The following is a 25,384-nucleotide window of genomic DNA, read 5'->3' on the forward strand; positions in this document are numbered from 1 at the left end:
TTCGTCATGGTGGAGTTTCCTCTGTTGGTTGGTTTTGATCTCGACAATCAAATTTTCCAACAAAATCTCCACCGCCTCATCCCCGCCTGCAGATTTCAGCCCGTACACCAGATTCGACTATAGCTCACCGATACCACCACTTTCGCCGCCCTGCGGCCACGGCGATTCGCCACCGCCTACCGCATGCTGGGCAAGAGCGGCTGGGCAAGAGCGAGGCGGCGTGCGGGCAGCTGGTGCAGCGGGCGCAGCAACGGGGGCGGCGGCTGGCGCGAAGCGCCGTGCTTCCGCGCGCTGGCGCGCGCGGTGCTGAACTGGACCGAAGCGGTCACCACCCTGCCCCACAAACAGCCGAACGACGACGATTTCGCCCAACTGAAAGAGCATTTCACCGACAACGCAATGGCTGAACCGCCACTTGGTGCGCGTCGACGTGCCGGTCAGGACTATTTTGCTGCCAGACATGCGCGCCATGCGCGAGAACACGCTTCTGAAATTCGTGGAAGTTTTCAGCGGGGATTGAAAACGCGTAGTGGCGATCTGTCGTCGTCCGCTCTGAGGTAGCGGCGTTGGCGGGAGATATCCAGCTTGCTCAGGGCGCGACAGATGCTCCAATCCACAGCGCCAACGTCGATGAAGTACATGGACCGCCTATATGCGGCGTTGAACGCCATGGCCGACCTGTCACACAGAAATTAGAACAGCATAGCCAGCGAGGTCGCGACCAGCACGGAGCAAAAAATAAGCCGCAGTTTGGTCGGCGCAAACTGATGGGCGAGAGCCACGCCCCAAGAAACACTGACAATACCGCCAAGCGCAAGCGGTATGCCGGTAACCCAGTCCACATGGCCAGCGCCAGAATAAGTGAAAAGGGCAACCAGCGCTCCAGGGACAACCAATGCAAGCGCTATGCCTTGGGCGTGGGTTTGGCTCATGCGGAACATCGTGACCAGCGCAGGCACCACGACCAGCCCCCCACCTACGGTGAATAGTCCAGACATGATGCCACTAGCGATTCCAATCAGCGGCATTAACCAATCTGATGCCACCTTTCTTTGGCCTGGGCCGGAACACGCATTTACCTGAGTCGATGCGCGTTTAAGGCTCCAGCCAAAATACAGCGCCAGGACAAGCAGGAACAATGCGAAACCAATTTGAAGATGGTGCGGGTTCAGACCAGTGGCACATTTCGCGGCGACATAAGTCGCCAGTATTGACGCCACGGCCATGGGTGCGATCGACTTTAACGCGATATTGTTTTTCTGGCGATAGCGGATAAACCCGATAAGAACGTTTGGAGTAATCATCACCAAAGCCGTTCCCTGCGCGAGCTGCTGATCCATTCCGTAGAAATGGGCGAGGATTGGAATTGCGATCAGACCACCACCGATGCCCAACAATCCGCCGGCGACACCCAACCCCATTCCCAATACGAGATTGGGTAAGGCGACGTACAACAATTGATAAGACATCGGCATCTCTGCAAGTTAGGATTAGTGGAAGAACTTCATCAGCAGGGTGGCCATCACGATCATCATGGCGCCGCCAATGCGCGTGGAGATCTGGGCAAACGGCATCAGGCCCATACGATACGAGGCGGACAAGATTGCGACGTCACCCGTGCCGCCCAAGCCGCTATGGCACGCGGTTACGATGCCGGATTCCACCGGGTACATATTCAAGAATGTGGCGACAAAGAATCCGGAAACAATCAATGCCAGTACCGTGGCTGCGCAGATGGCGACATAGCCGAAGCTGAAAGCGTGCATCAAATCTTTCCACGACACGAACAATGCACCGAGTCCAACAAGGATCGCAAAGGTCAGATTAGCCGAAACGAATTTGTACATTTGATAGGCGCCCAGCTCCATTTTTGGTGGAATAACTCGGGCTACTTTCAGGACCGCCGCGCTGACGATCATCAGGATAGGACCAGGGATGCCGGTGACCGGTGCGAGCAAAGAACCTAAGATAAAGAAGGCGCAGGCAATCAACAAGCCCGAGCCCATCAGGCCTATGTCTAGCGGGTCATTGACGTGATCGGTTTTCAGCAATTCTTCATCATTGCCGGACTTCACCAGTATACCATTTCCGGTCAGATGAGGTTTCTTTTCACCTATCCATTTCAATACGCCGCTGGCCAAAATAGCGACGACATTGCCAAGCAACGCGGCCGGCACCAGCATTGCGATCAGGTCGGCCTGCGGTTTGCCCAGAATTTCGGAATAGGCAATTGACAGCGGCAGAATACCTTCGCCGATGCCGCCGCCGACAATCGGAATGACGATGTAGAAGAAAGTGTGGGCTGGCTCATAGCCAAACAGCATCCCGACAGAGACACCAGCGGCTACGCCGGCAATGGTACCGACCAACAAAGGTACAAACATGCGGGTGAAGCCTTGGACGAGTACTTTATGGCTCATCCCCAAAATGCTGCCTGCGACCAAGCACGAAATATATAAATACTGCAGGTTCGCTGTCTTCATCGTCGTCGTCAGCGCCTTCATCATTTCGGCGTCCATGACTTTGTAGCCGATCAGAGCTGATGGAACGAAAAGACAAAGAATTGCGGCGCCGCCAATGTGTTTGAACACCGGGATACGAGCGCCAATTTCCCCTAACAGAAATCCGGCCAGCATCAACACGGCAAAGCCGCCGATCATGTCGTTCGGCAGACGCTTGTTATAAGCCGCCAGGACCGTAATAATCGCTACGGTGATATAGACGGGCAAGGAGATTGGACCGACTTTGTACGAGCTCAATTTTTTCCAAATGCTTTGTTTTGCATCGGACGAAGTGATAGATATGGTTTGCATGGTTGTCTCCAAGTTGCGCTGTGCAAGCTGCCTCTTTTAACCACGGGCCGTTGCACAGGCTGGTGCTCTTTTAGATGGAATGGTGCGCAACGTTGTTGAGGCGCTCTTTGGTCCGGGCCGCAACGTTTTTCAGCCATGGACGGTGATGCCAGTGCGCTTCCTGGAATGCCGAGATTTTTTCATTCAGGGCCAACGTCGCGCCGATCATGTCCAGCCCTTCCAAGAACATATGACGGTGCCGTTCGGACAGGGTGAATTGGGCCTCGACGCTATTGCTGCGCACGGTCCGGTGCGCGACATCGATCTGAATGGCGTTGCTAGCTGGATTCGAAGCGTCGGCCATGATGCGCAACACATCAGCCTCATCCAACATCACCAGCATCAGACGATTGTTCATGGCGTTGCTGTAAAAGATCTCACCGAAGCTCGAAGCAATCACTGCCCGAATGCCGAATTGCTGCAGACCCCACACCGCATGTTCGCGGCTTGAACCGCAGCCGAAATTGCTACCACCAACGAGAATCGAGGTTCCTTTATAGGCCGCTTGATTCAGCACGAAGTCGGTACGCAACTGGTGGTTGGTGTCGTAGCGCATGTCATACAACACACCTTTGTCGAGACCCGCTTTATCGATGCCGCGCAAAAATTGCTTGGGCATGATCTGATCGGTATCCAGATTGGGGGTTGGCAGCGGTGCAGCGGTGCCATTGATATAGCGAGAGTCAGACATGATTAGCCTCCAGTTGACGAACGTCCGTGATGTGACCGGTGATAGCGGCGGCGGCGGCCATTGCTGGACTCATCAGATGGGTGATGCCGGCGCGGCCTTGGCGCCCTTCAAAATTACGGTTGGTGGTGGACGCGCAGCGCTCCCCTGGTTCCAGGAAGTCATCGTTCATTGCGAGGCACATCGAGCATCCCGGCTGACGCCATTCGAAACCGCTCGCCATCAGAACATCCGCGATGCCTTCTTGTTCTGCCTGACGGCGTACGGCGCCGGAACCGGGTACGACCATGGCACGCACCGAAGGTGCAACTTTGCGCCCCTTGACGATTGCCGCGACAATGCGCAGGTCTTCAATCCGGGCGTTGGTGCAAGAGCCGATGAACACGCGCTGCACCGCGATCCCTTCGATTGGGCTGCCAGCCTGCAGGCCGGTGTAGCGCAGTGCCTGCTCAGCAGCGGCGCGAACCGTTAAATCGGTGGCGTCAATCGGGTTAGGGATGTTGGCATTGACGGGAACTGCCTGATCCGGACTCGTCCCCCAGCTTACATATGGGGCAATGTCGCTGGCATCGAATACGTGTTCAACCTCAAATTGCGCATCGGCGTCGCTATGAAGCTTCGCCCAGTCTGCCGTTGCTGCGTCCGCCCAGTCGGCGGCGATGTCTGGTGCACGTTCCAATACATACTGAATCGCTTTGTCATCTGGTGCGATCAGTGCGCCGCGTGCGCCGGCTTCGACAGTCATGTTGCACAGAGTCATGCGGGCCTCGACCGACAGAGCGCTGATGGCACTGCCGTGGAACTCAACCGCGTAGCCGCGCGCCCCCTGGGCGCTGATGCGGCTGATGATATGCATGATGAGGTCTTTGGCAGTGGCGCCCAGTGGCAGTAGGCCATCAACGCGGATACGCATGTCTTGCGCCGTCCGGTACACCAGCGTCTGCGTTGCCAGGACGTGCTCCACTTCAGACGTGCCGATACCAAAGCCCAATGCACCAAGGGCGCCATAGGTGGTGGTGTGGCTATCACCGCATAGCACCACCATGCCAGGCCGGATCATCCCAAGCTCAGGGGCGATAACGTGCTCAATGCCTTGCAGTTCATCGTTGGTATCGAACAAGACGATGCTATGTTGATCGCAGTTCTTAGCCAGGTTGGTCGCTTGAAGCGCCGATGGTGGATCTTGGATAATGCGGAATTTTACGGGGTGGGTCGGAATAATGTGATCAACCACAGCCATCTGTTGACCTGGTACGACGACAGGGCGTTGCGCTTCCGCCAGGCCAGCGAATGCTTGCGGGCTGGTATATTCATTCATGATGTGCAGGTCGGCGTAGAGCAGCACATTCTGGGCGTCAAGTCGGGTCACGGTATGCGACTCAACCAGCTTCTGGTAAAGGGTTCTAGCCATTTCTATCTCCATTGTTCTGGCCGCGATCACCACAGGCCATCATGACCGTGAAGTTTAGCTACTTAGATGAATTTCATAATACAATCTCCCTTTATCTATTATTTAGTTTAATTTATAAATGGATGCGATCTCAGACCTGCAGTTTTTTGTGCACCTGGTCAAACAAGGCTCGTTATCAGCGTTGGCGCGAGAGCTGGGCGTCACGCCCCCTGCAATCTCCACCCGGCTGGCGCAGATGGAAAAGCGCTTGGGTGTTCGGCTATTAAATCGCACAACACGACGAATCAGTGTCACGCATGAGGGAGAGGTGTATCTGGCCCGTGGTGCTCAATTGCTGACGGAGCTCGAGGAGCTGGAACAAACTGTGTCCAGCAGCAGGGGCGTACCCAAAGGACTCTTGCGGGTGAATGCGACATTCGGTTTTGGCCGTCGCCACATCGCACCTGCCATTGTCGAATTTGCGCGCCGCTATCCGGCGGTGGAGCTGCAGCTGGAACTAACCGACCGCTCGATCAATTTAACCGACAAGGCGTTTGACATCGGAATCTGGTTCGGTACGGTGCCCGACTCTCGTATGGTGGCACGAAAAATTGCGACCAATCTGCGCTGTCTTTGTGCGTCCCCCGATTACTTGGCGCGGGCTGGCACCCCCGCAGTTCCGCGTGATTTACAAGCGCATCAGTGCATCGTCCTCCGCGAGAGTGATGCGGCTTACAGCACGTGGAATTTAAGTAAGGGAAATAAGCACGAGTCTGTAAAAATTCGGGGTGGGTTGAGCACCAATGACGGCGAGACTGGCGTGTTGTGGGCGCTAGCAGGCTTCGGCATATTAATGCGTTCTGGATGGGACGTGCAATCACATATCGGCTCGGGAAGACTGGTGCCGGTGCTTCCTGAATGGTCCTTGCCGGTGGCCGATATCTTTGCGGTTTATCCTGAGAGGGCGAACTTATCCGCCAAGGTCAGTGTATTTATTGACTTCCTTGTTGAATGGTTTAAACATCACGCGCACTGGAGCAATGCTTAGTTTTTGCGTTGCCTCCCAAGAACGCTAAAACATATTGGGATGCAAATTACAGCATCATTCAGGCTCACAAGCTGCTATGCTGTGTGTTCAAAAAAATAACTACCTTACTACCTAAAAGAAAATATGAACCTTTGCAAAGCTACGTCTCTGAACGTGATGTTGTGTTTATCATTAATATCCTCGCCCGGTCAGGCGCAGACCGCTACGCCGCCGATACTCTCGCCGGAAATCGCCAAGGATTTTGTCCATGCCCACACGCTGCTTGATGTCGGTGACGGCAGGAAAATGAATTTGAATTGCCGTGGCGACGGTACGGTAACGGTGATCTTTGACGCCGGTTTAAGCGACTGGTCGAGCATTTGGGCAATGGTGCAACCGCAGACGGCCACCCGCACGCGCGCCTGCACATATGACCGCGCTGGCATGGGCTACAGTGACCTGTCCGATCGTCCGAGCACGCCGTTCAACATAGTTGCAGACTTACGTAACTTGATCAAAAAAGCGGGAATTCATGGGCCTGTCGTCCTCGTAGGACATTCTCTGGGCGGCTTTAACATGAAACTGTTTGCCGCAACTTATCCGTCCGAAGTGGCGGGTGTGGTCCTGGTGGATCCAACCGAAGAGTTGGAAGAAGAGCGGGCGCGCCCGCTTGTGACGGCGAAATTTGGCGCGGACAAGTTCAAAAAAATGTATTCGGAAGAAAACGGCCCCGCAGGGTGGCTCGCGCATTTCCAGTCCTGCGTGGAGAGCGCCAAAAAGCAGGATCTGGATCCGGCTTCCGATCTTTACAAGCAATGCACCGATCCTGTCCACCTGCCGTTGGGGCCGCTCATCGCCGATGAGCGGCAAGTGATACAAGTGCGATACGCATACCAGGCCGCTCAGGCATCGGAAGCCCAGAACTGCGTTATCGCGCCTGTTCCACATCTGAATGAGCAATACGCCGGGATATTTGGCAAGAAAAATGCCCTTGGCAATTTGCCTCTGATCGTACTAAGCCACAGCATCCTGGAGATGAGATCTCCAACTGCAGAAGAGGATCAATATGTGTTGCTGGCGTTGCACGACCAGACCACCGCCTCGTCCACACGCGGACAGCATCGCGTGGTGAAAAATACCCATCACAACATCGAGGTCGAGGATCCGCAAGCCATCGTTCTGGCAATCAACGATGTGCTGGACATGGTATCCGCTGATAAATAACGTGACCGCCGCGCGCGCGTGGCGTGCGACGGTCGCTTCCTGCCCCCCCGCGACAGCGCCCCCCCCCCATGCGCTCCTGAACACCAGCGGGTGGTAGTGGGATTATGCCAATGGTCTGCGAAGCTTAAAAGATAACGTCCGCGTGAGGCGGGGAGCCCCGGATTGCATGTGACTGCGCTAGAAGGGGGAAGAATTGGCGCTTACCCCGTCTGCCCGCTTCCGACCCGGTTCTGCCTTGGTTGCGATCACCTTCACGACCTTGTCGCTCAGCTTCGATAGCCGATCCCCTCCAGCCATCAATTCTTCTCCAGTTCATTGTTCACAAGTTACCGATCAATCCCCCCATATCGCTGGACAGGGCTGGACTTGGCAAGACTGGAGTAGAGGCCAATTACTTGGAAATATAAAAGAAAACGCCGTCACTTGGACGGCGTTGGATGCGACTAGATGATCTTGTGGTGGAGCCGGCGGGAATCGAACCCGCGTCCGCAAGCACTCTACAGACAGTTCTACATACTTAGCACTATCATTTAATTTAACCTGTACAACACGGATGTGCACGTTTTGGACAGGCGATTCACCTTAGATTTAGCGCTGCTTCAAGTGACCCGTCACAGCGCGATTCCCTGTAAATGACTCCATGACTTTTAACGGTCCGCCCCAGGGAAGAAGCGTTTAGGAGCTAACAGCCCTTAGGCTGCCAGTGCGTACGAGTTATCGTTTGCAGTTATTGATTTCTGGTTGTATTTACGAGGTAGCCAGGCCTCGGTATGCCCTGTTCTGCTTTGCAACCCACGTCGAAACCAGGTCGGCCCCACAGAAGTTCTATTCTACTCCACTTTGGCGTGTCCCGCCATGCGCGTCAAACGCCGGTCATATTTAACCGCTATGATGCCCTTCATTAGCGCCGCAACGGCGACTACTACCGGCGCCGGCGGTCGGGAAATATACCGGCACCAACACTTCTTCACGTTGCTTTGATCACCAGGCCTGCGATGCCCAACAAGGCGGTGAGTATCAACCCGACCAGCCAGCGAAACTGCACTTCGCTGCGGTCCATACGGCGATTGCTCTCGTGCATCAGTGTATCGATGCGTACAGTGGTTTCGCGCTGAGAATCCAACATTTGCTGCAGTAACTTTTCAATTTTTGCGTCCGCCACCTTGGACTGATCCAGCGTTTGCTGCCGCAAACTTTCAACTTTTGCGTCCATCACCTTGAACTGATCCAACATCTGCTGCCGCAAACTTGCAATTTCCGCCGCCGCCACCTTGAAATGATCCAGCATTTGCTGCTGCGACTTTTCAATTTTTGCGTCCACCAGCTTGAACTGATCCAGCGTCTGCTGGCGCAGCTCGGCGATGCGTGACGAAGCTTCCTTGTTCAAGGTGTCAATTTGCGCCGAGGATTCTCGCCGCAGCGCGTCGATACGCGCATTCACTTCGCGAAAACCGTCGTGCATCACCGCGCGCGTCTCACTGAAGCCGGCGTTCATGTCGTCCCTCAGTTTGTCGATGGCGGCTTCCATGTCTTCATCGTTACGCGCGTGATGGTGGTTGTCAAGCTGAGCCGGGGATTGCCTGCGGATCTCCTGTTCATTTGGTCGAGCTTGGAAGTCGATCCGGTGGACGGCTTGATCTGGCGCAAAAGGGAGCGCTGTTGTTGCATTGCAGCACATGGTGACGGTTTTGTGAATCCAGCCTCATCCCTGCATTAGAATGACACTGTCATCATTTCAGCCAGCGATGCCGCCATGCACAATGCCGTAGCCCCTGTTCCGAAGAAGCGCGGGCGCCCGCACAAGGGCGAAGGCGGTGGCTTGCGCGCGGAATTGATCGAGAAATCGGCCTTGCTGTTCCGCACCAAGGGCTATGACAACACCACCGTGCGTGATATCGCGGCGGCCGCCGGCATCCAGGCCGGCAGCTGGTTTTACCATTTCAAGACCAAGCAGGAGATTCTGGCGGCCATCATGGAGCACGGCATGCAGCATGCGCTGGCCGAGGTGGAGGCGATCGCCGCCCTGCCGCTGTCGCCCTGCGCCATGCTGCACCGGCTGGTCGAGGCGCATCTGCACACCTTGCTGGCGCCGGATCACCATTTCATCGCCGTGCTGCTGTACGAGTGGCGCTCGCTGGACGAGCAGTCGCGCGCCCGCATCGCGGCGCTGAAGGACCGCTACGAGGCGGTATGGGACCGCGCCATCGCCGAGCTGCACCGCTCCGGCGCGTGGACCACGCCGTCGCAATTCGACCGGCTGCTGATTTTTGGCGCGCTCAATTGGACCGTGCAGTGGTACAAGCCCGGCAGCGGTGCCGACGTCGGTGAGCTGGCGCACCAGGCGATGCGTTTCATCCTGCGCACGCCCGCCGCAGTTGAGGCACAATAGGCATCTCTCCACTGCCAGGATCGCTCCATGATTTACGAGATTGCCGAGTTGTATATCAAACCAGACAGCCACGAGGCGTTCCAGGCCGGCGTCGCCAAGGCGGTGCCGCTGTTTCAGGCCGCCACCGGCTGCCTGTCGATGCGGCTCGACCGCGATATCGAAACGCCGGACACCTATCACCTGGTGATCGGCTGGGCGACGCTGGAAAACCATACGGTCGATTTCCGCGGCAGCGCCGCGTTCCAGGACTGGCGCGCGCTGGTCGGCGGCTACTTCGCGCAGCCGCCGAAAGTGGAGCATTTCACCACCGTCGTGGCCGGCTTTTGAGCCATCGATAACAATAAGGAGGCCTATATGTCCCGCACCATCCATCGCAATTTCCCGCAACAGGCCGATGCTGAAAGCGCCCGCAGCGCGCTGCTGTCCGGCGGCTTTCCGCTGGCCAGCGTCAAGCTGACCCGGCACGCTGAACTGCCGCCGTCGGTGGCCACCAGCGCGGTCGGCAATCTGCTCGATGCGCTGACGCCGGGCGGCCCGGCCGCCGCCGCCGCCGCGCGCCACCGCGCCGGCGCCATGCTGTCGGTCGATGTCTACGACGACGACGAGCGCGACAAGGCCGACGCCATCATGGCCGGCTTCGGCGCGACCGAGGCCTGAGCCCGGCCCGGCGCTACGCCGCCGGGTGGTTGAACACCTGCCGCAGATAGGCCAGGAAGGTTTCGTCCTTGCTGATGGTCTTGCCCGGCGAATCGGACAACTTGGCCACCGACTGGCCGTTGCACAGCACCAGTTTCATGACGATGTTGAGCGGCGCCAAGCCGACATCGTTGGTCAGGTGCGTGCCGATGCCGAAGCCGGTCATGATGCGGTCGCCGAAGTGACGGTACAGCGCGATCGCGCTGTCGAGGTTGAGGCCGTCCGAGAACACCAGCCGCTTGGTTTTCGGGTCGATGCGCAGCGCGGCGTAGTGGGCGATGGCTTTTTCGCCCCACAGCACCGGGTCGCCGGAGTCGTGGCGCAGGCCATCGAACAGCTTGGCGAAATACAGGTCGAAGTCGTCGAGGAAGGCGTCCATGCCAACCACGTCGGTCAGGGCGATGCCGAGATCGCCCCGGTATTCCTGCACCCACGCCTCCAGCGAGGCTTTCTGAAAGTCGCGCAGGCGCACGCCGAAGGCCTGGAACGATTGCATGTATTCATGCGCCATGGTGCCGATCGGGATCAGGCCGAAGCGCATCGCCTGGTAGACGTTGGAGGTGCCCTTGAAATATTCCGGCACCTCGCGCGCCAGCCGCTGCACCACCTCGTCATGCCAGACGCCCGAGAAGCGGCGCCGGGTGCCGAAGTCGGACAATTCAAACGGGTAGGCCAGCGCCGGCTCCTGGCCGAAGGCCTTCAGCTTGGCGATCTTGGCGCTCAGGCGCGCGCGGCCCTCGGCCAGCGCGGCGGCCTGGTCGAAGCGGCGGAAGTACAGCTCGTTGACGATGTACAGCACGTAGATCTCGAAGCCCATCACGTGCACCTGCGGGCCGGCGGTGTGGATCTTCAGCGTGTCGCCGTCGGCGCGCACGTCGATGAACTTGCGCTGGAAGCGGAACACGGTGAGGAAGTCGACGAAGTCGCTTTTGATGTAGCGCAGCGAGCGCAGGTAGCTGAGCTCCTCGTCGCGGAAGCTCATCGAGCACAGGTGGTCGAGCTCGCGCTCGATCTGCGGCAGCAGCTCGGTCAGCGGGAAGGCCGGCGTGTTGCGGCAGACGAATTCGTATTCGGTGTGCGAGTTGGGGTGGCCATGCAGCAGCGCCTGCCACATGGTGAATTTGTACAGGTCCGTTTCCAGCAGGCTGCGGACGACCGGTGCGCTCATGCGGGCTCCCCGGCGTTGACGATCAGCTCGGCCAGCGCGTCGGCGGCCGGCAGCAGGTGCACGCCGCGCGCGGCCATGGTCCGCAGGAAGTGCTGGTACTGGGCGTCGAAGCCGGTGACCGGGCTGATGCAGTCGGTCAGCAGCGCCAGCTTGCCCAGCGCGGCGGTGCCGTATTCCCGCTCGAAGTAGTCGGCGATGTGTTCGACCGTGGCCTTGACGCAGTGGCTGCCGGCCTCGCCGGCGATGTAGACGCGGTCGGCGGTGGCCAGCGTGCGGACGAATTGGGTGTTGAACTGGGTGTCCGGGTCGTCGGCGTCCGGCACCTCGGCCTGCACCGCCGAGTAGTGCTCGGTCCACGGATTGGAGCCCTTGGCCAGCTTGGCGACGATGCCCAGCGACGCTTCTTCCCAGTGGCCGTAGGCGGCGCGCACGTCGGCGTGGACGTTGTGGCCCCAGCTGCCGATCTCGCAATGCACCGGCCACACCATCAGCCGGTAGCGGCCGGCCGCTTCCAGCCGGTCGAGGTAGTTCAGCGCGATCGGCAAGGCGGCCAGGTGGCGCGGCAGGTAGCGGCGCGCGCGGACGTCGGCGGCGCTGATTTCAGTGAACGGGGGGACGGCGGCGCCGTCGGCGGCTATCCAGAAGGTCGGGTGGGCGATGTCGAAGCGGTGGTGCGCGTCGAGCGTGACGCTGATCGCCGTGATGCCGGCGCGGCCGCGGTTGATCAGGCCGGCCAGGCGCAGCATGTCTGCGTGCGCGCCCGGCACCGGCAGCGCCGGCGCCAGTGGCTGGCCGGTGACGGGGTCAATGGGCAGATAGCCGGCCGGCAGGTCGCAAAAGTCGTTTTGCGGGTCTATCATCAACAGATGTAGAGTCCGTTTCATGTGAGGCTCCATGGAGTGAAGCCTGCATGATACCGCAGCCGGCACGGGCCGGTCGGCCGGCCGACCAGACTCAGGCGGCGATGGCGGCGATCTGCGCGCGCGCCTTGGCCTGGGCGTTGCTGACCGCCGCCTCGCCCATCGCCACGCCCTCGGCCACCACGAAGGTGACGTCGGTCATGCCGAGGAAGCCGAGCGCGGCGCGCAGGTAGGTGGTGACGTGGTCGTAGGCGGCGGCCGGGCCTTCGCTGTAGACGCCGCCACTGGCGACCACGACGACCACTTTTTTGCCGGTGACCAGGCCTTCAGGGCCGTTGGCGCCGTACTGGAAGGTGCGGCCGGCGCGGGCGATGTGGTCGATCCACGCTTTCAGGCCGGAGCTGATCGAGAAGTTGTACATCGGTGCGCCGATGACGAGGGTGTCGGCGGCGAACAGTTCGTCGACCAGCGTGTCCGAGGTCTGGACCGTGGCGGCCTGCTCGGCGCTGCGCTGGTCGGCCGGCGTGAAGAAGGCGCCGATCATCGCTTCGGTCAGGTGCGGCACCGGGTTGCTGGCCAGGTCGCGCGTGACGACGCCGGCGGCCGGGTTGGCGGCCCGCAGTTTGGCGACGAATTCGCCGCTCAGCTGGCGCGTCAGGGAGGCGCTGCCGCGCACGCTGCTGTCGATGTGGAGGATGGTGGTCATGATGCGGTGTCCTTTCAGTGGGGAGTTGCAGCGATCATAAAGCGTTTATAATATCGATGAAATCCCCTTTATTTCTATTAAATCTATCGAAAATATCGATTATGCGAGATCCCGGCCAGCCTTCCCTCGACCAGTTGCGTGTGTTTATCGCCGTCATCGACCATGGCGGCTTCGCCCATGCGGCGCGGGCGCTGCACCGCACCCAGTCGGTCATCAGCTACACCATCGCCAACCTGGAGGAGCAGCTGAACGTGGCGCTGCTCGACCGCGGCAAGCGCAAGCCGACGCTGACCGAGGCCGGCAAGGCGCTGCTGGCCGACGCTCGCGCGGTGTCGCTCAAGGTCGACGGCATGCGCGCGCGCGCGCGGGCGCTGTCGGCCGGGCTGGAGGCGGAGGTGTCGCTGGTGGTCGATGTGATGTTTTCAACCTGTAAGCTGGTGCGCATCCTGCACGCGTTCCAGACCGCGTTTCCGACCGTCTCGATGCGCCTGCGCACCGAGGCGCTGGGCGCGGTGACGCAGCTGGTGGCCGACGGCACCTGCCGCATCGGCATCAGCGGCTGGATGCCGGGCACGCCGGACGTGATCGAGCGCCAGGCCTGCGGCTTCGTCACCATGGTGCCGGTGGTGGCGCCGCAGCATCCGCTGGCGCAGATCGACGGCATCGTGCCGACGGCGGTGCTGCGCGAGCACACCCAGCTGGTGCTGACCGACCGCAGCACGCTGACCGCCGGCCAGGACTTCGGCGTGCTGGCGCTGCGCGACTGGCGCCTGGGCGACCTCAGCTCCAAGCACGCGCTGCTGCGCAACGGCATCGGCTGGGGCAATATGCCGCTCGAGCTGGTGCAGTGGGATCTGGACGCCGGCCGGCTGCTGCCGCTGCGGATCGCCGAGGGCGGCTCGTTCAGTTTTCCACTGTATGTGATCCGTCGCGGCGACGAGGAGCCGGGGCCGGCCACGCGCTGGCTGATCCAGCAGTTCCTCGATCTGGCCCAGCCGGGCGCGCCGGCGCCGCTGAACGAACGCGAACCGACGGCGCCGCCGCACGCCTATCACGCGCTCAACGAGGCGGCGCCGGCCGGGCTGGCGGTGGCCGCGCCTATCGCACTCCGGCCGCGCTGAGCTTGCCGCGCAGGCGGCGGATCTCCTCCGACAGGTCGACCACCAGCGCCGCCACGTCGTCGTTGGCGTCGAAGGCGCGCTCGATCTGACACAGCCGGCGCGCGCGCACCAGGTCGGCGCTGGTGAAGCGCCAGCGGCCGGCGTCGTCGCCGTCGGCCGCGTCGAGCAGAATGCCGGTGCGCACGCGCGCCACCACCCAGTCCGGCGCGACGGCGCAGGCTTGCGCCAGTTCGTCGAGCGTCAGCGCGGCGTCGTCGTCGATCACCACCGCGGTCAGCACTTGTCCCATGGTCATCCTCCCGCGCGCGGGTTGAAGGCCAGCTCGCGCGCCATCGTTTGATACAGTTGTTTGGCCTGCTCGGTGGTGGCCGGCGGCAGCACCACCTCCAGCAGCAGATACAGGTCGCCGGCCTGCTTGCCGGGGATGCCGCGGCCGCGCAGGCGCAGCTTGCGCCCGCTCTGCGAGCCGGCCGGCACCGTCACGTGCACCTTGCCCGACGGCGTGGTGACGTCGATCTCGCCGCCCAGCGCCAGCTCCCACGGCGCCACCGGCACCGTCTGGTAGACGTCGCGGCCGTCGACGCGATAGCGCGGGTGCGGGCGGAACTGAATTTCCAGATACAGGTCGCCCGGCCCGGCGCCGCCCGGCTGGCCCTGGCCGGCCAGGCGCAGTTGCTGGCCGGCGGTGACGCCGGCCGGGATGTTGACGCTGAGGTTGCGCTCGCGGGTGACGATGCGGTCCTGGGCGTCGCGCTCGGCCACCATCAGGCCGATGGCGCGGGTGGCGCCGGTGTAGCTGTCGGCCAGGTCGATGGTGATGCTGGCGTGGTGGTCCTCGCCCTTTTGCGGCGCCTGCGGCCGGCGCCGGCCGCCGCCAAAATTGGCGAACAGGTCGGAGAAGAAGTCGCTGTCGCCGAAGCCGGCGGCGCCGGGCCGGCCGGGCTGGCCGCCGACGTCGCGCCCCCAGTCGGGCGGCGGGCGGAAGGGCTGGCCGGCGCGGTAGTGCTGGCCGCGCCCCAGTTCATCGTAGGCGGCGCGCTTGTCGGCGTCGCCCAGCACGCCGTAGGCCTCGTTGATGTCCTGGGTTTTGCGCTGGGCGTCGGCCTCCTTGCTGACGTCCGGATGGTACTTCCGGACCAGCTTGCGGTAGGCCTTTTTGATCTCGTCCTCACTGGCCGTCTTGGCCACGCCCAGCGTCTGGTAGTAATCCTTGTATTCCACGTTGCCCGCTCCTGTTTTGCACCGTTGCCAGTCTAGCGCAAATGCCCGCAGCGTGCGGCGCGGCCGCTTAGCGCAGCCGGCGCACCGACGAGATGCGGTCGTTCATGTCGCCCAGGTAGTCGTAGCGGCCCGGATTGAGCACGATGCAGCGGCCGCCGAAGTCGGCGTGCTCGCACAGTTCCCAGCGGCCCTCGTTGACGATCACCGAGCTGGCGCGGTCGTTGAAGTCGTAGTCGTCGAGCTTGCGCACGTCGCCGGCCAGCTCGGCGCGGCGGCCGCCGAAATTGGCCTGGGAGAACAGCACGATCGCTTCGCGCCGGCCCCAGCCTCCACCATAGCCGCCACGGTCGTCACGCTCGTCGCGGTCGCGACCGCCGATTTCGCGCACCGACGAGATCTGGTCGTTGAATCCGCTCAGCTGGCGGTATTCACCGCGCTGCAGCGTGATGCAATGGCCGCGGAAACCCGAGTCCTGGCACAGTTCCCACGTGCCGGCGCGGACGATGACGCTGGAGGTGCGGTCGTTGAAACCCAGCTGCGCCAGGTCCGGGGTGGCGCCGCGCAGCGTCACCGCGCGGCCGCCGAAGTCGTCGTCGGTGTACAGCGTCAGCTCGCCGGCGTGGGCGACACCGGTCAGCAGCAGCGTGGCGCTCAACAGGCGGAACAGGAAGGTTTTCATGGTGGACGTCCATTCAAGATCGGGATGCGTCAACAACGCTGGCCGGGGCAATGTCGCTGACAGGCAATGTTCGCTGATTTGCAAGCAATTGTAAGGGCTTATTTGCGGCGCCCGGCGTCCACTTCGCGCGCCGACGAGATCATGTCGTCGAAGCCCTTGAGCTCGGCGTACTCGCCCTCTTTCAGGATCAGGCACTTGCCCTTGTAGTGTTTTTCCGCACACACCTGCCAGGTGCCCTTGTTGACCACCACGCTGGAAGTCTTGTCGTTGAAGCCCAGCGGGTCGAGGTCGGGCGTGGCGTCGTGCAGCGTGATGGCCGGCCCGCCCAGCCGCGTGTGGCTGTACAGGGTGATCTCGCCGGCGCAGGCCAGCGTGCAGGTGGCGCCGAGGACGGCGGCGGCGAATATCGGGTGCATGAACGTCTCCGGATCGGGTCAGCCCGCATGATAGCGCGCAAAACTGTGGGCAACCCAGTAAAATTGTACCTTTCTGTAAGGACTTTATTTCCCATGCCGCATACTTTTACCGCCGCCAATATCCGCCGCGAGGCCGCCGCCCTGTGGCAACTGGCGTGGCCGGTGCTGGTCGGCCAGCTGGCGACGGTCGGCATGGGCGTGGCCGACGTCGCCATGACCGGCCACACCTCGGCCGAGCAGCTGGCGGCGGTGTCGCTGGGGGCGTCGGTGTGGTCGATCGTGCTGGTGACGGTCAGCGGCGTGATGATGGCGATTAATTCCATCGTCGCCCACGACGTCGGCGCCGGCGCGCTGGCCAAGGTGCCGCACGCGGTGCGTCAGGCGCTGTGGAAGGCGCTGGGCGTCGGCGTGCTGGCGATGTTGCTGGCCAACCTGGCGACGCTGGTGTTCGACCATCTGTACCTGACGCCGCGGGTGCGCGACCAGGCGGCGCTGTTCGTCCACATCATCAGCATCGGCCTGCCGCCGTTCGCCGCCTATCGGGCGCTGTACGGCTACAGCACCAGCATCAACCAGACCAAGCCGGTGATGGTCATCGCCCTGCTCGGCCTGCTGTTCAATGTGTTCGTCAACTGGCTGCTGGTGTTCGGTAACTGGGGCTTCCCGACGCTGGGCGGCGTCGGCTGCGCGGTGTCGACCGGCTTGTGCATGTGGCTGATGCTGGCGGCGATGCTGGTGTGGATCGCTCGCCAGCCGGCCTACCGCCCGACCTACCCGTTCACCCACTGGGAGGGGCCGCACTGGCCGGAGATCGGCGCCATGCTGCGCCTCGGCCTGCCGATCGGGGTCACCTATTTCGCCGAGGTCAGCGCGTTCGGCGCGGTCAGCCTGCTGGTGGCGCGCTATGGCGTGGTGCAGATCTCGGCGCACCAGATCGCCCTCAATTTCAGTTCGCTGACCTTCATGGTGCCGCTCAGTTTCGGCATCGCGCTGATCACCCGCGTCGGCCAGGCGCTGGGCGAGGGCCAGCCGGTGCGGGCGCGTTTTGTCGCCTGGGTCGGGGTCGGCATGGCGCTGGCGTTCGGCGTGCTGTCGGCGCTGCTGATGGTGCTGTGCCGCCAGCAGATCGCCGCCGCCTACACCTCGGACCTGGCGGTGCAGGCGCTGTGCGTGTCGTTGCTGCTGCTGGCGGCGCTGTTCCAGCTGTCGGACGCGGCCCAGGTGGCGGCGTCGAGCGCGCTGCGCGGCTACAAGATCAGCCGCCAGCCAATGCAGATCCAGCTGCTGGCCTTCTGGGGCTGCGCGCTGCCGCTCGGTTGCTGGCTGGGCCTGGGCCATGACATGGCGGCGGCCGGCTTCTGGATCGGCCTGACCGTCGGCCTGACGGTGGCGGCGGTGCTGCTCGGCTGGGCGCTGCACCGGCTATCGCTGGCGCGGATCGGCTAGCGCCGAAGGAAAAACGGTTTTCGGGGGCGGATTCCCAATCTTGCCGTCTCGCCATGGCCGTGTGCCTCTGGTATCGTCTCGGCTTCTGCCCCTTTGAGAGACACCATGCGCTTCCTCCTTTGCTTCCTCGCCCTGCTGTCGGGCACCGCCGCCGCGGAAAAACTGACCCTGGACCGCATCCACAGCGATCCGTCGCTGTCCGGTCCGGGCGTGCGTAGCCTGAAGGTGTCGCCGGACGGCGCCCGCGTCACCTTCCTGCGCGGCCGCGACGACAACCAGTTCCAGCTCGATCTGTGGGAATACAATCTGCGGGACCGCAGCACGCACCGGCTGGTCGACTCCAAGCTGCTGGTGCCGGACGAGAAGCTGTCGGACGCCGAGAAGGCGCGCCGCGAGCGCGCCCGCACCGCCAGCCTGAAGGGCATTCTGAGCTACAGCTGGTCGCCGGATGGCAAGCGCCTGCTGGTGCCGATCGCCGGCAATCTGTATCTGATCGAGGTCAGCCAGCCGGAGCGGGCGCGCATGGTCGCCAGCGGCAACGTGCTCGATCCGCAGATTTCGCCGCGCGGCCGCTATCTGTCCTTCGTGCGCGACCAGAATCTGTTCGTCATCGACCTGAACACCGGCAAGGAGAAGCAGCTGACCACCGACGGCCAGGGCACGGTCCACAACGCCGAGGCCGAGTTCGTGGCGCAGGAGGAGATGTCGCAGACCACCGGTTATTATTGGGCGCCGGACGATTCGGCCATCGCCTACAAGCGCTACGACGAGGCGCCGGTGCCGGTGGTGCGCCGCTTTGAGATCTTCGCCGACCGCACCGAGGTGGTCGAGCAGCGCTACCCGGCCGCCGGCGATCCGAACGTGCTGGTCGCGTTGAAGATCGTCTCGCCGGTCAGCGGCGCGATCCGCGATGTGAGCCTGGGCGCGGAGCGGGACATCTATCTGGTGCGCGCCGACTGGAGCGCCGACAGCAAGGCCCTGCTGTTCCAGCGCCAGACCCGCGATCAGAAGAAGCTGGAACTGGTCTCGGTCGATGCCGCCACGTTGGCGCAAAAGGTGCTGATCACCGAAACCTCGCCGACCTGGGTCAGCATCTTTGACGACCTGCGCTTCCTGAGCGATAACCGGAGCTTCATCTGGTCGTCCGAACGCAGCGGCCGCAAGCACCTGTACCTGTATGGCCTGGACGGCAAGCTGAAACACGCCATCACCCGGGGTGAATGGGGCATCGACCGGCTGCTGGCGGTGGACGAGAAACACGGCCGCGTGTTCGTGCAGTCGAACCGCGACGCCGTGATCGACAGCCAGACCTATGCGCTGAAGCTGGACGGCAGCAGCGCCGACCAGCCGACCCGCGTGACGCAGGGCGACGGCTGGCACGATTCGTCGTTCGCCCGTAACGGCGAGGTGTTCGTCGACACGTATTCGACTCCGGACACGCCGCCACAGGTCAGCATCCGCCGTCCGGATGGGGCGATGATCCAGTGGCTGGAAAAGAACGAACTGAACGCCAGCCATCCCTACGGCAAATACCTGGACGCGCACCTGAAGACCGAGTACGGCACGCTGAAGGCCAAGGACGGCCAGACGCTGTACTACTCAATGATCAAGCCGTCCGGCTTCGACGCCGCGAAGAAATACCCGGTCTATCTGTCGACCTACGGCGGCCCGCACTCGCAGCACGTGGCGCGCAAATGGGGCAACTTCTTCGACCAGTACATGGCGCAGCAAGGCTTTGTGGTGTGGCGTCTGGATAACCGCGGCTCCTTCCGCCGCGAGCGCGCCTTTACCGACGCCAACTACCACCAGCTGGGACGTGTGGAGGTGGAAGACCAGTTGACCGGCATCGAGTGGCTGGGCCAGCAGCGCTTCGTCGACGCCAAGCGCATCGGCGTGTTCGGCTGGAGTTATGGCGGTTTCATGTCGCTGCGTTTGCTGGCGGAAGCGTCGGACAAGATCGCGATGGGCGTGTCGGTCGCGCCGGTCACCGACTGGACCTTGTACGACACCCACTACACCGAGCAGTTCATGGGCACGCCGAAGGAAAACCAGGCGGGCTATGAATACAGCGGCGTGTATTCGCATCTGGATGGTCTGAAGTCGCCGCTGCTGCTGATCCACGGCATGGCCGATGACAATGTGTTGTTCACCAACACCACGCGCATGATCGACGCGCTGGTCAAGCGTCAGGTGCACTTCGACCTGATGACCTATCCGGGCGCCAAGCATGGCATCTCGGGGCCGGTCGCACAGCGTCACGTGTGGGGCAGTATTGAGGCGTTCTTCAAGAAGAACCTGAAGCCTGAAGTAAACTAAACCCGAAACTAAACCACCAACAAAAACAGCCGCGTCAAGCGGCTGTTTTGTTATGGCGATCCGCAATTAGTTGCGGTTGCCTTTGACCACGTCTTCGACCGCTTCTTTGGCGTCGCCATAGCCTTTCTGGATTTTTCCTTCCGCCTGTTTGTTCAGGCCTTTGGCTTGCTGCTCCGAGCTGCCTACCAGCTTGCCGGCTTCTTCCTGAATTTTGCCGCCGATGTCTTTCAGTTTGCCTTCAACTTGGTCCTTGTTCATGATGAACTCCTTCGTCGCTAACGGTCACACAACCCAGTGCTGTGTGCATGGGTTCTACTATAGGCCGCTCATGCTTGAGCTTCTGTGCGTTCACGAACGCAGCGCCAAACACTGGCCAGCCAGGGTTGTTGCTCACGCGGCAGACCTGTTGGACGGTAGTAATGCTGGACTGGTGCAAAGCCGGCGGCGGTGAGGTAACGGTGCCAGGTGTCGTAGTCGTAGTAGCTGCCGTAACGCGGTCCGGACCAGCCTTCGCGGTTGTCGCCGCGCGGGTTGGAGCTGAACAGCACGCCACCAGTCTTCAAGGCGGCATGCAGATGAACCAGCACTTGCGGCAGCGCCGCGCTGGGCACGTGGAACAGTGAGGCGTTGGCATAGATGCCGTCAAAACAGGCGGCCGGCAGGTCGAGCTGGATGAAGTCCTGATGCCATACCTCGCAACAGCTGTAGGCGCGGGCCATGTCGACGAAACGCGCCGAGCCATCCACGCCGATCGGCTCGTGCCCCATGGCCTTGAACGCTTTCAGATCGCGCCCCGGCCCGCAGCCCAGGTCCAGCAACCGGTATGGCGCGGTGGTTTGAATCGCGGCCAGCAGAGCGTCGATATTTTGGCTGACGTCATGGTCGATGGTCCCGGCGAAGAACTGTTCCGCCGTCGCCTCGTAATGCCGCAGCGTCGCCTGTGTGATGTCTTCAATATTGTCCATAAATTGCCACGAGAATAGCTGTTCACCCCCTATTGTCTCACTGCGTGCGGCATCGTTACTCGTTTGGGTGTCTCGTTTGTACTCGTTTTAACTCGTTTGAACTTTATGCACCGCACACAAATCTAACGAGTAGAAACGAGTCAAAACGAGCACAAACGAGATAGGAGAACGAGCATGGATGCCGCACACGTCGATTTTATTCCCCCCGCTGTCTACGCGGAGCTACTTTCCCATCTGCACAAAAAACACAGCACGCTGTCGCCGACCGAGGCCGTCGCTTGCGCGCTCAGGCTGTGGATGGCGCAAAGCAGCGCGTCGCGCTCGCCTTTGCGCGGCTATCAGTGGAAGGAGCTGTTCCTGCCGGACACGACCTGCCTGCGCATGACCTACAAAGACATCAGGTTTTTCGCCAAGGTGATCGATGACGACATCGTGTTTCGCGGCCACCCGGTCACGCCGCGCAAGATGGCGATCGACATCGCCGGCGATGGCCGCAACGCATGGCGCGATCTGTGGGTGCTGCTGCCTGACGCGCGCGACTGGACCAACGCCGCGCGGCTGCGGGCGCAAATCCGGCAGCGCCTGGACCAGCGGCCGCTGTCGCCGGCCGAGGCCATGAACACCACGCTGAACGCGGCCATGCTGCTGATTCGGCACGTCGATCACCAGTCGACCACCATCGCCGAACGGCGCCTGCCCAAACACCGGCGCCAGTCCGATCTGCTCGACGACGATCACTGAAAAGCGACGATCGCCACCCAAATTGCTTCTGGAATTGGTCGATTCGCTATATAGTTAGCTTATAGCAACGCGTCTATCACCCAGGAGATAACTATGAAACTTGATGCCCTGTTCCAGAATCCAACTGCGTTGCCCACCGCGCCCAAGGTCGTGGAGGAGCTGATCAGCAGTTTCGACAAGGCCAGCGTCTCGACCGAAGAGATCGCGAAGAAATTGTCGACGGATCCGGTGCTGAGCGCCAAGCTGCTGCGTCTGGCCAACTCGGCCTACTACCACGTCTCGCGCAGCATCGGCACCGTCGAAGACGCGGTGCTGATGCTGGGCTTCGTCACCGTGCGCACGCTGGTCATCAGTTCCGGCCTGGTGAGCGGCTTCAAGACCGTGCCCGGCCTCGACCTGAAGCAGTTCTGGCAATACAGCCTGCACACCGCCGTGGCGGCCAAATGGATCGCCAAGAAAACCCGGGAAAACACCGACCTCGCCTTCACCATCGGCATGATGCACGCCATCGGCCAGCTGGTGCTGCACTCGGCCGCGCCGGAACAGGCGATGGCGCTGGACAAGGTGGCCGGCCCGATGGATTCGCGCCGCCTCGACGCCGAAAAAGCCTCGCTGGGCTACACCTTCGCCGACGTTGGCGCCGAACTGGCCAAGCGCTGGAAGTTTCCGCCCACCTTCTCGGAAACCATCGAGGCCTTCCCGGAACCGCACCACAATGGCGAACTGAACCGTCTGGCCGCCGTCGTCGCGCTGGCCGCGTGGCGCGCGCGCGTCGCGCTGGCGGGGCTGGGCGACGACGAAATCGCCGCCTGCTACCCGGTCGACCTGGCCGAGGAGCTGGGCCTGGAGGACAACGCGCTGATCGACGACATGCCGCCACCGGACGAATTGAGCGCCGGACTGGAAGAACTGGTCAAATAAGTTAATCCCGCGACATCAAAATCCGCCTGTTTGCACCGCAGGCGGATTTTTTTTCGTCTTTTTTGAACATTTTTTGCAAATCACTCTAAAGTTCCCGCTCACGGCGACGTTAATCAGGACATGCGGTACTCCGCTTAACTTTAGCCAGGTGGGCATATGACCTCTTCCGAAGTCCTCTCGATGTATGAAAACATTGCCGGTTTGACCAATCAAATGGCCGCCGCCGCACGTCGCGGGGACATGGGCCGCCTGGGCCAGCTGGAAGGCCAGTGCGCCGCCGAAGCCGGCGCCGCCGCCCATGGCGTGCCGGCGCTGAGCGGTGGCCAGCGCCTGCGCAAGATCGATCTGCTGAAACAAATCCTGGCCAACGACCGCGCGATCCGCGACCTGACCGATCCGTGGATGAACCGCGTGCCCGGCATGGCGGCGCAATAAGCCCCGCCACCCAAATGAACAAGCGCCTCCGTGGAGGCGCTTTTTTTATGCCGTCAGCGCCACGCGCAGCGACAAGGCGATGCCCCGCGCCGCCTGGTTGATCTCGTCCAGCGACGGGAAGCTCGGCGCGATGCGGATGTGGCGGTCGTGCGGGTCGATGCCATACGGGAAGGCGGCGCCGGCCGGGGTCAGCGTGATGCCGGCCTCCTTGGCCAGCGCCACGGTGCGCTTGGCGGCGCCGTCGGGCGTGACCAGATCGATGAAATAGCCGCCTTGCGGCGCGGTCCACGACACGCCCGGCACATCGCCCAGCAGCGCCTGGAACTGCGCCAGCACCGCGTCGAACTTCGGCTTGAGCAGCTGGCGATGGCGTTCCATCAGCGCCTCGACGGTCGGCAGGTCTTTCAGGAAGCGCACATGGCGCAGCTGGTTGATCTTGTCCGGGCCGATGCTGCGGAAGCCGGCGTGCTTGCTCCACCAGGCGATATTGGCCGGCGAGGCCGCCAACGCCGCCACCCCCGAACCGGCCCAGGTGACCTTGGACGACGACGCGAACACGATCGCGCGATCCGGATGGCCGGCCTGCGCGCAGGCGCGCAGAATATCGGCCACCACCAGCTTCCGCTCGCCCAGATGATGGAAGCGGTAGGCGTCATCCCACAGCAGGCGGAAGTCCGGCGCCGCCGTCGGCATCGCCGCCAGCCGCCGCACCACCGCGTCCGAGAACACCGCGCCGCCCGGATTGCTGTACTTCGGCACCAGCCACATGCCCTTGATGCTGGCGTCCTCGGCCACCAGTTTTTCCACCACATCCATGTCCGGACCGTCGTCGCGCATCGGCACGTTGATCATTTTGATGCCGCGCGCCTCACAGATGGCGAAGTGGCGGTCGTAGCCCGGCACCGGGCACAGGAAGGTGACCGGCTCGCGCACCCACGGCGCGTGGCCCGGCACGCCGTTCAGCAGCGCGTAGACGATGACGTCGTGCATCAGCGACAGGCTGGCGCTGCTGTCGACGACGACCTGCGCGGCCGGCACGTCGAGCAGTTCGGCGAACAGCGCGCGCGCCTCCGGCAGGCCGACGCCGCCGCCGTAGTTGCGGGCGTCGGTGCCGTCGGCGGCCAGGTAGGTCGGCAGCGCCTCGGTCAGCGCGTTGGACAGGTCCAGCTGCGCGGGCGCCGGCTTGCCGCGCGACATGTCGAGCTTGAGGCCGAGTTGTTGGAAGGCGTGGTACTGGGCTTGGTCATCTGCTGCTGCGCTCATCGAAGGTCTCTCTATGGTGGGAAAATAGCGCCACAGACTATACCCCAGAACGCCGCCACGCAGGCAGAGCTTACAGCTATATGCTTATGCGCATATCGCATGAGCGCATGCGTAAAACGCATGATCAGCCGGTGGTGTTGACCTCGACGAAGTCCTCCGGCCCCGACTCGGCGTCGCGCTTGCGGCGGAAGCCCTGCCAGATCTTCAGCGGTCCGCGGCCGGACTTTCTGCGCCGCCACCACAACCAGCCGCCGCCGAGCAGCGCCAGCAGACCGACGCCGGCGGCCGCCACCAGCGTGTACTCGGTCTGCGCGGTCTGCGCGGTCTGCGCGGTCTGCGGCTCGGGCGTTTTCTCCTTCTTGTATTTGAGCTTGGGCAGCACGCGCACCTGCTTGGTCGCCACCGGCGGCGCTACCATGCTGGCGGCGCTGGCCGCCGCGCCGGCGGCCGCCTTGGCCGCATGCGCCTCCGGCCCGACCGTCGCCGTCAGACTGGCAGAAGCCGACGATGCCGATGCCGATGCCGCCGCCGGGACCGAGGCCGCGACGGCTGGCGCCACGGCGCCCTGTGGCGACGACGACTTGGCCGCCGCCGTCCCGCCGAGCGCGCCCTGCAGCGCCTTCATCTTGCCCTCCAGCTCAGTCAACTTGCTGGACAATACCGCATTATGCGCATCCAGCGCCACGCACTCCTTGGCGCTGGCGCCGCTCGGCGCGCACGCCGCCGGCCGCCGTACGCCCTGCGGCAACGGCAGCGGCGCCAGCGGCAGCAAGGCCTGCGCCACGCCCACCGGCACCGCCACGTCCTCACTGGTCGGCGCTTTGGTCGGCTTGCCATCGGCCGACACCCACACGCCGGCG

28 protein-coding genes and 1 other RNA gene are annotated in these 25,384 nt (G+C 62.4%); 12 read left to right on the top strand and 17 right to left on the bottom strand.

The window, feature by feature from the left end; translation table 11 throughout:
• Positions 1 to 183: 183 nt before the first annotated feature.
• Positions 184 to 561, top strand: a complete 378-nt coding sequence (locus tag GTP44_RS25010; RefSeq protein ID WP_161021537.1) for a carboxymuconolactone decarboxylase family protein — start codon at positions 184 to 186, stop codon at positions 559 to 561.
• Positions 562 to 692: 131 nt separating this feature from the next.
• Here GTP44_RS25010 and GTP44_RS25015 read toward each other — a convergent pair whose 3' ends face one another.
• The 4 genes from GTP44_RS25015 to leuC all read right to left on the bottom strand — a co-directional run bounded on the left by GTP44_RS25015 (position 693) and on the right by leuC (position 4,951).
• Positions 693 to 1,469, bottom strand: coding sequence for a sulfite exporter TauE/SafE family protein (locus GTP44_RS25015; RefSeq protein ID WP_161021538.1), 777 nt, complete (start codon positions 1,467 to 1,469; stop codon positions 693 to 695).
• A gap of 21 nt (positions 1,470 to 1,490) precedes the next feature.
• Positions 1,491 to 2,813, bottom strand: a complete 1,323-nt coding sequence (locus tag GTP44_RS25020) for a 2-hydroxycarboxylate transporter family protein (protein ID WP_161021539.1) — start codon at positions 2,811 to 2,813, stop codon at positions 1,491 to 1,493.
• Positions 2,814 to 2,883: 70 nt separating this feature from the next.
• Positions 2,884 to 3,543 carry a 3-isopropylmalate dehydratase small subunit gene (gene leuD, locus GTP44_RS25025; RefSeq protein ID WP_161021540.1) on the bottom strand — a complete coding sequence of 220 codons (660 nt, stop codon included), beginning with the start codon at positions 3,541 to 3,543 and terminating at the stop codon, positions 2,884 to 2,886.
• Positions 3,536 to 4,951: a 3-isopropylmalate dehydratase large subunit gene (leuC, locus tag GTP44_RS25030; protein ID WP_161021541.1), complete on the bottom strand. Its 1,416-nt coding sequence runs from the start codon at positions 4,949 to 4,951 to the stop codon at positions 3,536 to 3,538. Before leuC ends, leuD begins: the two co-directional genes overlap by 8 nt.
• A gap of 118 nt (positions 4,952 to 5,069) precedes the next feature.
• Here leuC and GTP44_RS25035 point away from each other — a divergent pair, with 118 nt between their 5' ends.
• Entirely contained in the window at positions 5,070 to 5,978 is a 909-nt protein-coding gene (locus GTP44_RS25035; protein WP_161021542.1) for a LysR family transcriptional regulator, read from the top strand.
• Positions 5,979 to 6,101: 123 nt separating this feature from the next.
• Positions 6,102 to 7,181: an alpha/beta fold hydrolase gene (locus tag GTP44_RS25040; protein ID WP_161021543.1), complete on the top strand. Its 1,080-nt coding sequence runs from the start codon at positions 6,102 to 6,104 to the stop codon at positions 7,179 to 7,181.
• Between the two features lie 456 nt (positions 7,182 to 7,637).
• Here GTP44_RS25040 and ssrA read toward each other — a convergent pair.
• Together ssrA and GTP44_RS27280 are read right to left on the bottom strand one after the other, a co-directional pair.
• Positions 7,638 to 7,997, bottom strand: a transfer-messenger RNA (tmRNA) gene (gene ssrA / locus GTP44_RS25045).
• 151 nt (positions 7,998 to 8,148) lie between these two features.
• Positions 8,149 to 8,709: a hypothetical protein gene (locus GTP44_RS27280; protein ID WP_202424222.1), complete on the bottom strand. Its 561-nt coding sequence runs from the start codon at positions 8,707 to 8,709 to the stop codon at positions 8,149 to 8,151.
• Between the two features lie 225 nt (positions 8,710 to 8,934).
• On the opposite strand from GTP44_RS27280, the gene GTP44_RS25050 reads away from it, so the two are divergent.
• From GTP44_RS25050 to GTP44_RS25060, 3 genes are read left to right on the top strand one after another with little or no spacing between them, the layout of a single operon-like run.
• Positions 8,935 to 9,570, top strand: coding sequence for a TetR/AcrR family transcriptional regulator (locus GTP44_RS25050; RefSeq protein ID WP_161021544.1), 636 nt, complete (start codon positions 8,935 to 8,937; stop codon positions 9,568 to 9,570).
• Positions 9,571 to 9,597: 27 nt separating this feature from the next.
• Entirely contained in the window at positions 9,598 to 9,897 is a 300-nt protein-coding gene (locus GTP44_RS25055) for an antibiotic biosynthesis monooxygenase family protein (protein WP_161021545.1), read from the top strand.
• Positions 9,898 to 9,924: 27 nt separating this feature from the next.
• Positions 9,925 to 10,227, top strand: a complete 303-nt coding sequence (locus GTP44_RS25060) for a hypothetical protein (protein ID WP_161021546.1) — start codon at positions 9,925 to 9,927, stop codon at positions 10,225 to 10,227.
• 13 nt (positions 10,228 to 10,240) lie between these two features.
• On the opposite strand, the gene pncB is transcribed toward GTP44_RS25060, so the two are convergent.
• The 3 genes from pncB to GTP44_RS25075 all read right to left on the bottom strand — a co-directional run bounded on the left by pncB (position 10,241) and on the right by GTP44_RS25075 (position 13,000).
• A complete protein-coding gene (gene pncB, locus GTP44_RS25065; RefSeq protein ID WP_161021547.1) occupies positions 10,241 to 11,434 on the bottom strand; it encodes a nicotinate phosphoribosyltransferase in 1,194 nt (397 codons plus the stop codon).
• Positions 11,431 to 12,318: a cysteine hydrolase family protein gene (locus GTP44_RS25070; protein ID WP_161021548.1), complete on the bottom strand. Its 888-nt coding sequence runs from the start codon at positions 12,316 to 12,318 to the stop codon at positions 11,431 to 11,433. Before GTP44_RS25070 ends, pncB begins: the two co-directional genes overlap by 4 nt.
• A gap of 70 nt (positions 12,319 to 12,388) precedes the next feature.
• Entirely contained in the window at positions 12,389 to 13,000 is a 612-nt protein-coding gene (locus tag GTP44_RS25075; protein ID WP_160992847.1) for an FMN-dependent NADH-azoreductase, read from the bottom strand.
• Positions 13,001 to 13,101: 101 nt separating this feature from the next.
• Between GTP44_RS25075 and GTP44_RS25080 the strand changes: the two genes are divergently transcribed.
• The gene (locus GTP44_RS25080; RefSeq protein ID WP_161021549.1) at positions 13,102 to 14,121 is read left to right on the top strand and encodes a LysR family transcriptional regulator; all 1,020 of its coding nucleotides are present in this window, start codon (positions 13,102 to 13,104) and stop codon (positions 14,119 to 14,121) included.
• Here GTP44_RS25080 and GTP44_RS25085 read toward each other — a convergent pair.
• From GTP44_RS25085 to GTP44_RS25100, 4 genes are all read right to left on the bottom strand, one after another.
• Positions 14,099 to 14,410, bottom strand: coding sequence for a chaperone modulator CbpM (locus tag GTP44_RS25085; RefSeq protein WP_161021550.1), 312 nt, complete (start codon positions 14,408 to 14,410; stop codon positions 14,099 to 14,101). The two genes, GTP44_RS25080 and GTP44_RS25085, sit on opposite strands and share 23 nt — an antisense overlap.
• A gap of 2 nt (positions 14,411 to 14,412) precedes the next feature.
• Positions 14,413 to 15,342, bottom strand: a complete 930-nt coding sequence (locus GTP44_RS25090; RefSeq protein ID WP_160992850.1) for a DnaJ C-terminal domain-containing protein — start codon at positions 15,340 to 15,342, stop codon at positions 14,413 to 14,415.
• A 67-nt stretch (positions 15,343 to 15,409) separates the two neighbouring features.
• Positions 15,410 to 16,021: a beta/gamma-crystallin gene (locus GTP44_RS25095; protein WP_161021551.1), complete on the bottom strand. Its 612-nt coding sequence runs from the start codon at positions 16,019 to 16,021 to the stop codon at positions 15,410 to 15,412.
• A 98-nt stretch (positions 16,022 to 16,119) separates the two neighbouring features.
• Positions 16,120 to 16,437, bottom strand: a complete 318-nt coding sequence (locus GTP44_RS25100; protein ID WP_160992852.1) for a beta/gamma crystallin-related protein — start codon at positions 16,435 to 16,437, stop codon at positions 16,120 to 16,122.
• 93 nt (positions 16,438 to 16,530) lie between these two features.
• Between GTP44_RS25100 and GTP44_RS25105 the strand changes: the two genes are divergently transcribed.
• Together GTP44_RS25105 and GTP44_RS25110 are read left to right on the top strand one after the other, a co-directional pair.
• Positions 16,531 to 17,883: an MATE family efflux transporter gene (locus GTP44_RS25105; RefSeq protein WP_161021552.1), complete on the top strand. Its 1,353-nt coding sequence runs from the start codon at positions 16,531 to 16,533 to the stop codon at positions 17,881 to 17,883.
• 105 nt (positions 17,884 to 17,988) lie between these two features.
• Positions 17,989 to 20,199 (top strand): S9 family peptidase, encoded by a 2,211-nt coding sequence (locus GTP44_RS25110; protein ID WP_161021553.1) that lies wholly within the window; start codon positions 17,989 to 17,991, stop codon positions 20,197 to 20,199.
• 66 nt (positions 20,200 to 20,265) lie between these two features.
• Here GTP44_RS25110 and GTP44_RS25115 read toward each other — a convergent pair whose 3' ends face one another.
• Both GTP44_RS25115 and GTP44_RS25120 read right to left on the bottom strand, forming a co-directional pair.
• Complete coding sequence (locus tag GTP44_RS25115; protein WP_090191098.1) at positions 20,266 to 20,457, bottom strand: CsbD family protein; 192 nt, start codon at positions 20,455 to 20,457, stop codon at positions 20,266 to 20,268.
• Between the two features lie 68 nt (positions 20,458 to 20,525).
• On the bottom strand, positions 20,526 to 21,164 hold the full coding sequence (locus GTP44_RS25120) for a class I SAM-dependent DNA methyltransferase (protein WP_161021554.1): 639 nt from the start codon (positions 21,162 to 21,164) through the stop codon (positions 20,526 to 20,528).
• Positions 21,165 to 21,338: 174 nt separating this feature from the next.
• Between GTP44_RS25120 and GTP44_RS25125 the strand changes: the two genes are divergently transcribed.
• The 3 genes from GTP44_RS25125 (at position 21,339) to GTP44_RS25135 (ending at position 23,261) form a co-directional block, all read left to right on the top strand.
• Positions 21,339 to 21,905: a hypothetical protein gene (locus GTP44_RS25125; protein WP_161021555.1), complete on the top strand. Its 567-nt coding sequence runs from the start codon at positions 21,339 to 21,341 to the stop codon at positions 21,903 to 21,905.
• A gap of 93 nt (positions 21,906 to 21,998) precedes the next feature.
• Entirely contained in the window at positions 21,999 to 22,826 is an 828-nt protein-coding gene (locus GTP44_RS25130) for an HDOD domain-containing protein (RefSeq protein ID WP_161021556.1), read from the top strand.
• A gap of 156 nt (positions 22,827 to 22,982) precedes the next feature.
• Entirely contained in the window at positions 22,983 to 23,261 is a 279-nt protein-coding gene (locus tag GTP44_RS25135) for a flagellar protein FliT (protein ID WP_160992858.1), read from the top strand.
• A gap of 45 nt (positions 23,262 to 23,306) precedes the next feature.
• Here the strand turns inward: GTP44_RS25135 and GTP44_RS25140 are convergent, their stop codons facing one another.
• Both GTP44_RS25140 and GTP44_RS25145 read right to left on the bottom strand, forming a co-directional pair.
• A complete protein-coding gene (locus GTP44_RS25140; RefSeq protein ID WP_160992859.1) occupies positions 23,307 to 24,524 on the bottom strand; it encodes an aspartate aminotransferase type Ic in 1,218 nt (405 codons plus the stop codon).
• 124 nt (positions 24,525 to 24,648) lie between these two features.
• On the bottom strand, positions 24,649 to 25,384 hold a 736-nt coding region (locus GTP44_RS25145; protein WP_161021557.1), incomplete at its 5' end, for an LPXTG cell wall anchor domain-containing protein.

The organism is Duganella lactea (assembly GCF_009857505.1).
In the GTDB taxonomy this organism is placed as follows: Bacteria; Pseudomonadota; Gammaproteobacteria; order Burkholderiales; family Burkholderiaceae_D; genus Rugamonas; species Rugamonas lactea.

Bases quoted from the DNA above. Each gene is read 5' to 3' on its own strand.
- GTP44_RS25010 (WP_161021537.1), top strand. From the start codon at position 184: ATGCTGGGCAAGAGCGGCTGGGCAAGAGCGAGGCGGCGTGCGGGCAGC.
- GTP44_RS25015 (WP_161021538.1), bottom strand. From the start codon at position 1,469: ATGTCTTATCAATTGTTGTACGTCGCCTTACCCAATCTCGTATTGGGA.
- GTP44_RS25020 (WP_161021539.1), bottom strand. From the start codon at position 2,813: ATGCAAACCATATCTATCACTTCGTCCGATGCAAAACAAAGCATTTGG.
- leuD (WP_161021540.1), bottom strand. From the start codon at position 3,543: ATGTCTGACTCTCGCTATATCAATGGCACCGCTGCACCGCTGCCAACC.
- leuC (WP_161021541.1), bottom strand. From the start codon at position 4,951: ATGGCTAGAACCCTTTACCAGAAGCTGGTTGAGTCGCATACCGTGACC.
- GTP44_RS25035 (WP_161021542.1), top strand. From the start codon at position 5,070: ATGGATGCGATCTCAGACCTGCAGTTTTTTGTGCACCTGGTCAAACAA.
- GTP44_RS25040 (WP_161021543.1), top strand. From the start codon at position 6,102: ATGAACCTTTGCAAAGCTACGTCTCTGAACGTGATGTTGTGTTTATCA.
- GTP44_RS27280 (WP_202424222.1), bottom strand. From the start codon at position 8,709: ATGGAAGCCGCCATCGACAAACTGAGGGACGACATGAACGCCGGCTTC.
- GTP44_RS25050 (WP_161021544.1), top strand. From the start codon at position 8,935: ATGCACAATGCCGTAGCCCCTGTTCCGAAGAAGCGCGGGCGCCCGCAC.
- GTP44_RS25055 (WP_161021545.1), top strand. From the start codon at position 9,598: ATGATTTACGAGATTGCCGAGTTGTATATCAAACCAGACAGCCACGAG.
- GTP44_RS25060 (WP_161021546.1), top strand. From the start codon at position 9,925: ATGTCCCGCACCATCCATCGCAATTTCCCGCAACAGGCCGATGCTGAA.
- pncB (WP_161021547.1), bottom strand. From the start codon at position 11,434: ATGAGCGCACCGGTCGTCCGCAGCCTGCTGGAAACGGACCTGTACAAA.
- GTP44_RS25070 (WP_161021548.1), bottom strand. From the start codon at position 12,318: ATGAAACGGACTCTACATCTGTTGATGATAGACCCGCAAAACGACTTT.
- GTP44_RS25075 (WP_160992847.1), bottom strand. From the start codon at position 13,000: ATGACCACCATCCTCCACATCGACAGCAGCGTGCGCGGCAGCGCCTCC.
- GTP44_RS25080 (WP_161021549.1), top strand. From the start codon at position 13,102: ATGCGAGATCCCGGCCAGCCTTCCCTCGACCAGTTGCGTGTGTTTATC.
- GTP44_RS25085 (WP_161021550.1), bottom strand. From the start codon at position 14,410: ATGGGACAAGTGCTGACCGCGGTGGTGATCGACGACGACGCCGCGCTG.
- GTP44_RS25095 (WP_161021551.1), bottom strand. From the start codon at position 16,021: ATGAAAACCTTCCTGTTCCGCCTGTTGAGCGCCACGCTGCTGCTGACC.
- GTP44_RS25100 (WP_160992852.1), bottom strand. From the start codon at position 16,437: ATGCACCCGATATTCGCCGCCGCCGTCCTCGGCGCCACCTGCACGCTG.
- GTP44_RS25105 (WP_161021552.1), top strand. From the start codon at position 16,531: ATGCCGCATACTTTTACCGCCGCCAATATCCGCCGCGAGGCCGCCGCC.
- GTP44_RS25110 (WP_161021553.1), top strand. From the start codon at position 17,989: ATGCGCTTCCTCCTTTGCTTCCTCGCCCTGCTGTCGGGCACCGCCGCC.
- GTP44_RS25115 (WP_090191098.1), bottom strand. From the start codon at position 20,457: ATGAACAAGGACCAAGTTGAAGGCAAACTGAAAGACATCGGCGGCAAA.
- GTP44_RS25120 (WP_161021554.1), bottom strand. From the start codon at position 21,164: ATGGACAATATTGAAGACATCACACAGGCGACGCTGCGGCATTACGAG.
- GTP44_RS25125 (WP_161021555.1), top strand. From the start codon at position 21,339: ATGGATGCCGCACACGTCGATTTTATTCCCCCCGCTGTCTACGCGGAG.
- GTP44_RS25130 (WP_161021556.1), top strand. From the start codon at position 21,999: ATGAAACTTGATGCCCTGTTCCAGAATCCAACTGCGTTGCCCACCGCG.
- GTP44_RS25135 (WP_160992858.1), top strand. From the start codon at position 22,983: ATGACCTCTTCCGAAGTCCTCTCGATGTATGAAAACATTGCCGGTTTG.
- GTP44_RS25140 (WP_160992859.1), bottom strand. From the start codon at position 24,524: ATGAGCGCAGCAGCAGATGACCAAGCCCAGTACCACGCCTTCCAACAA.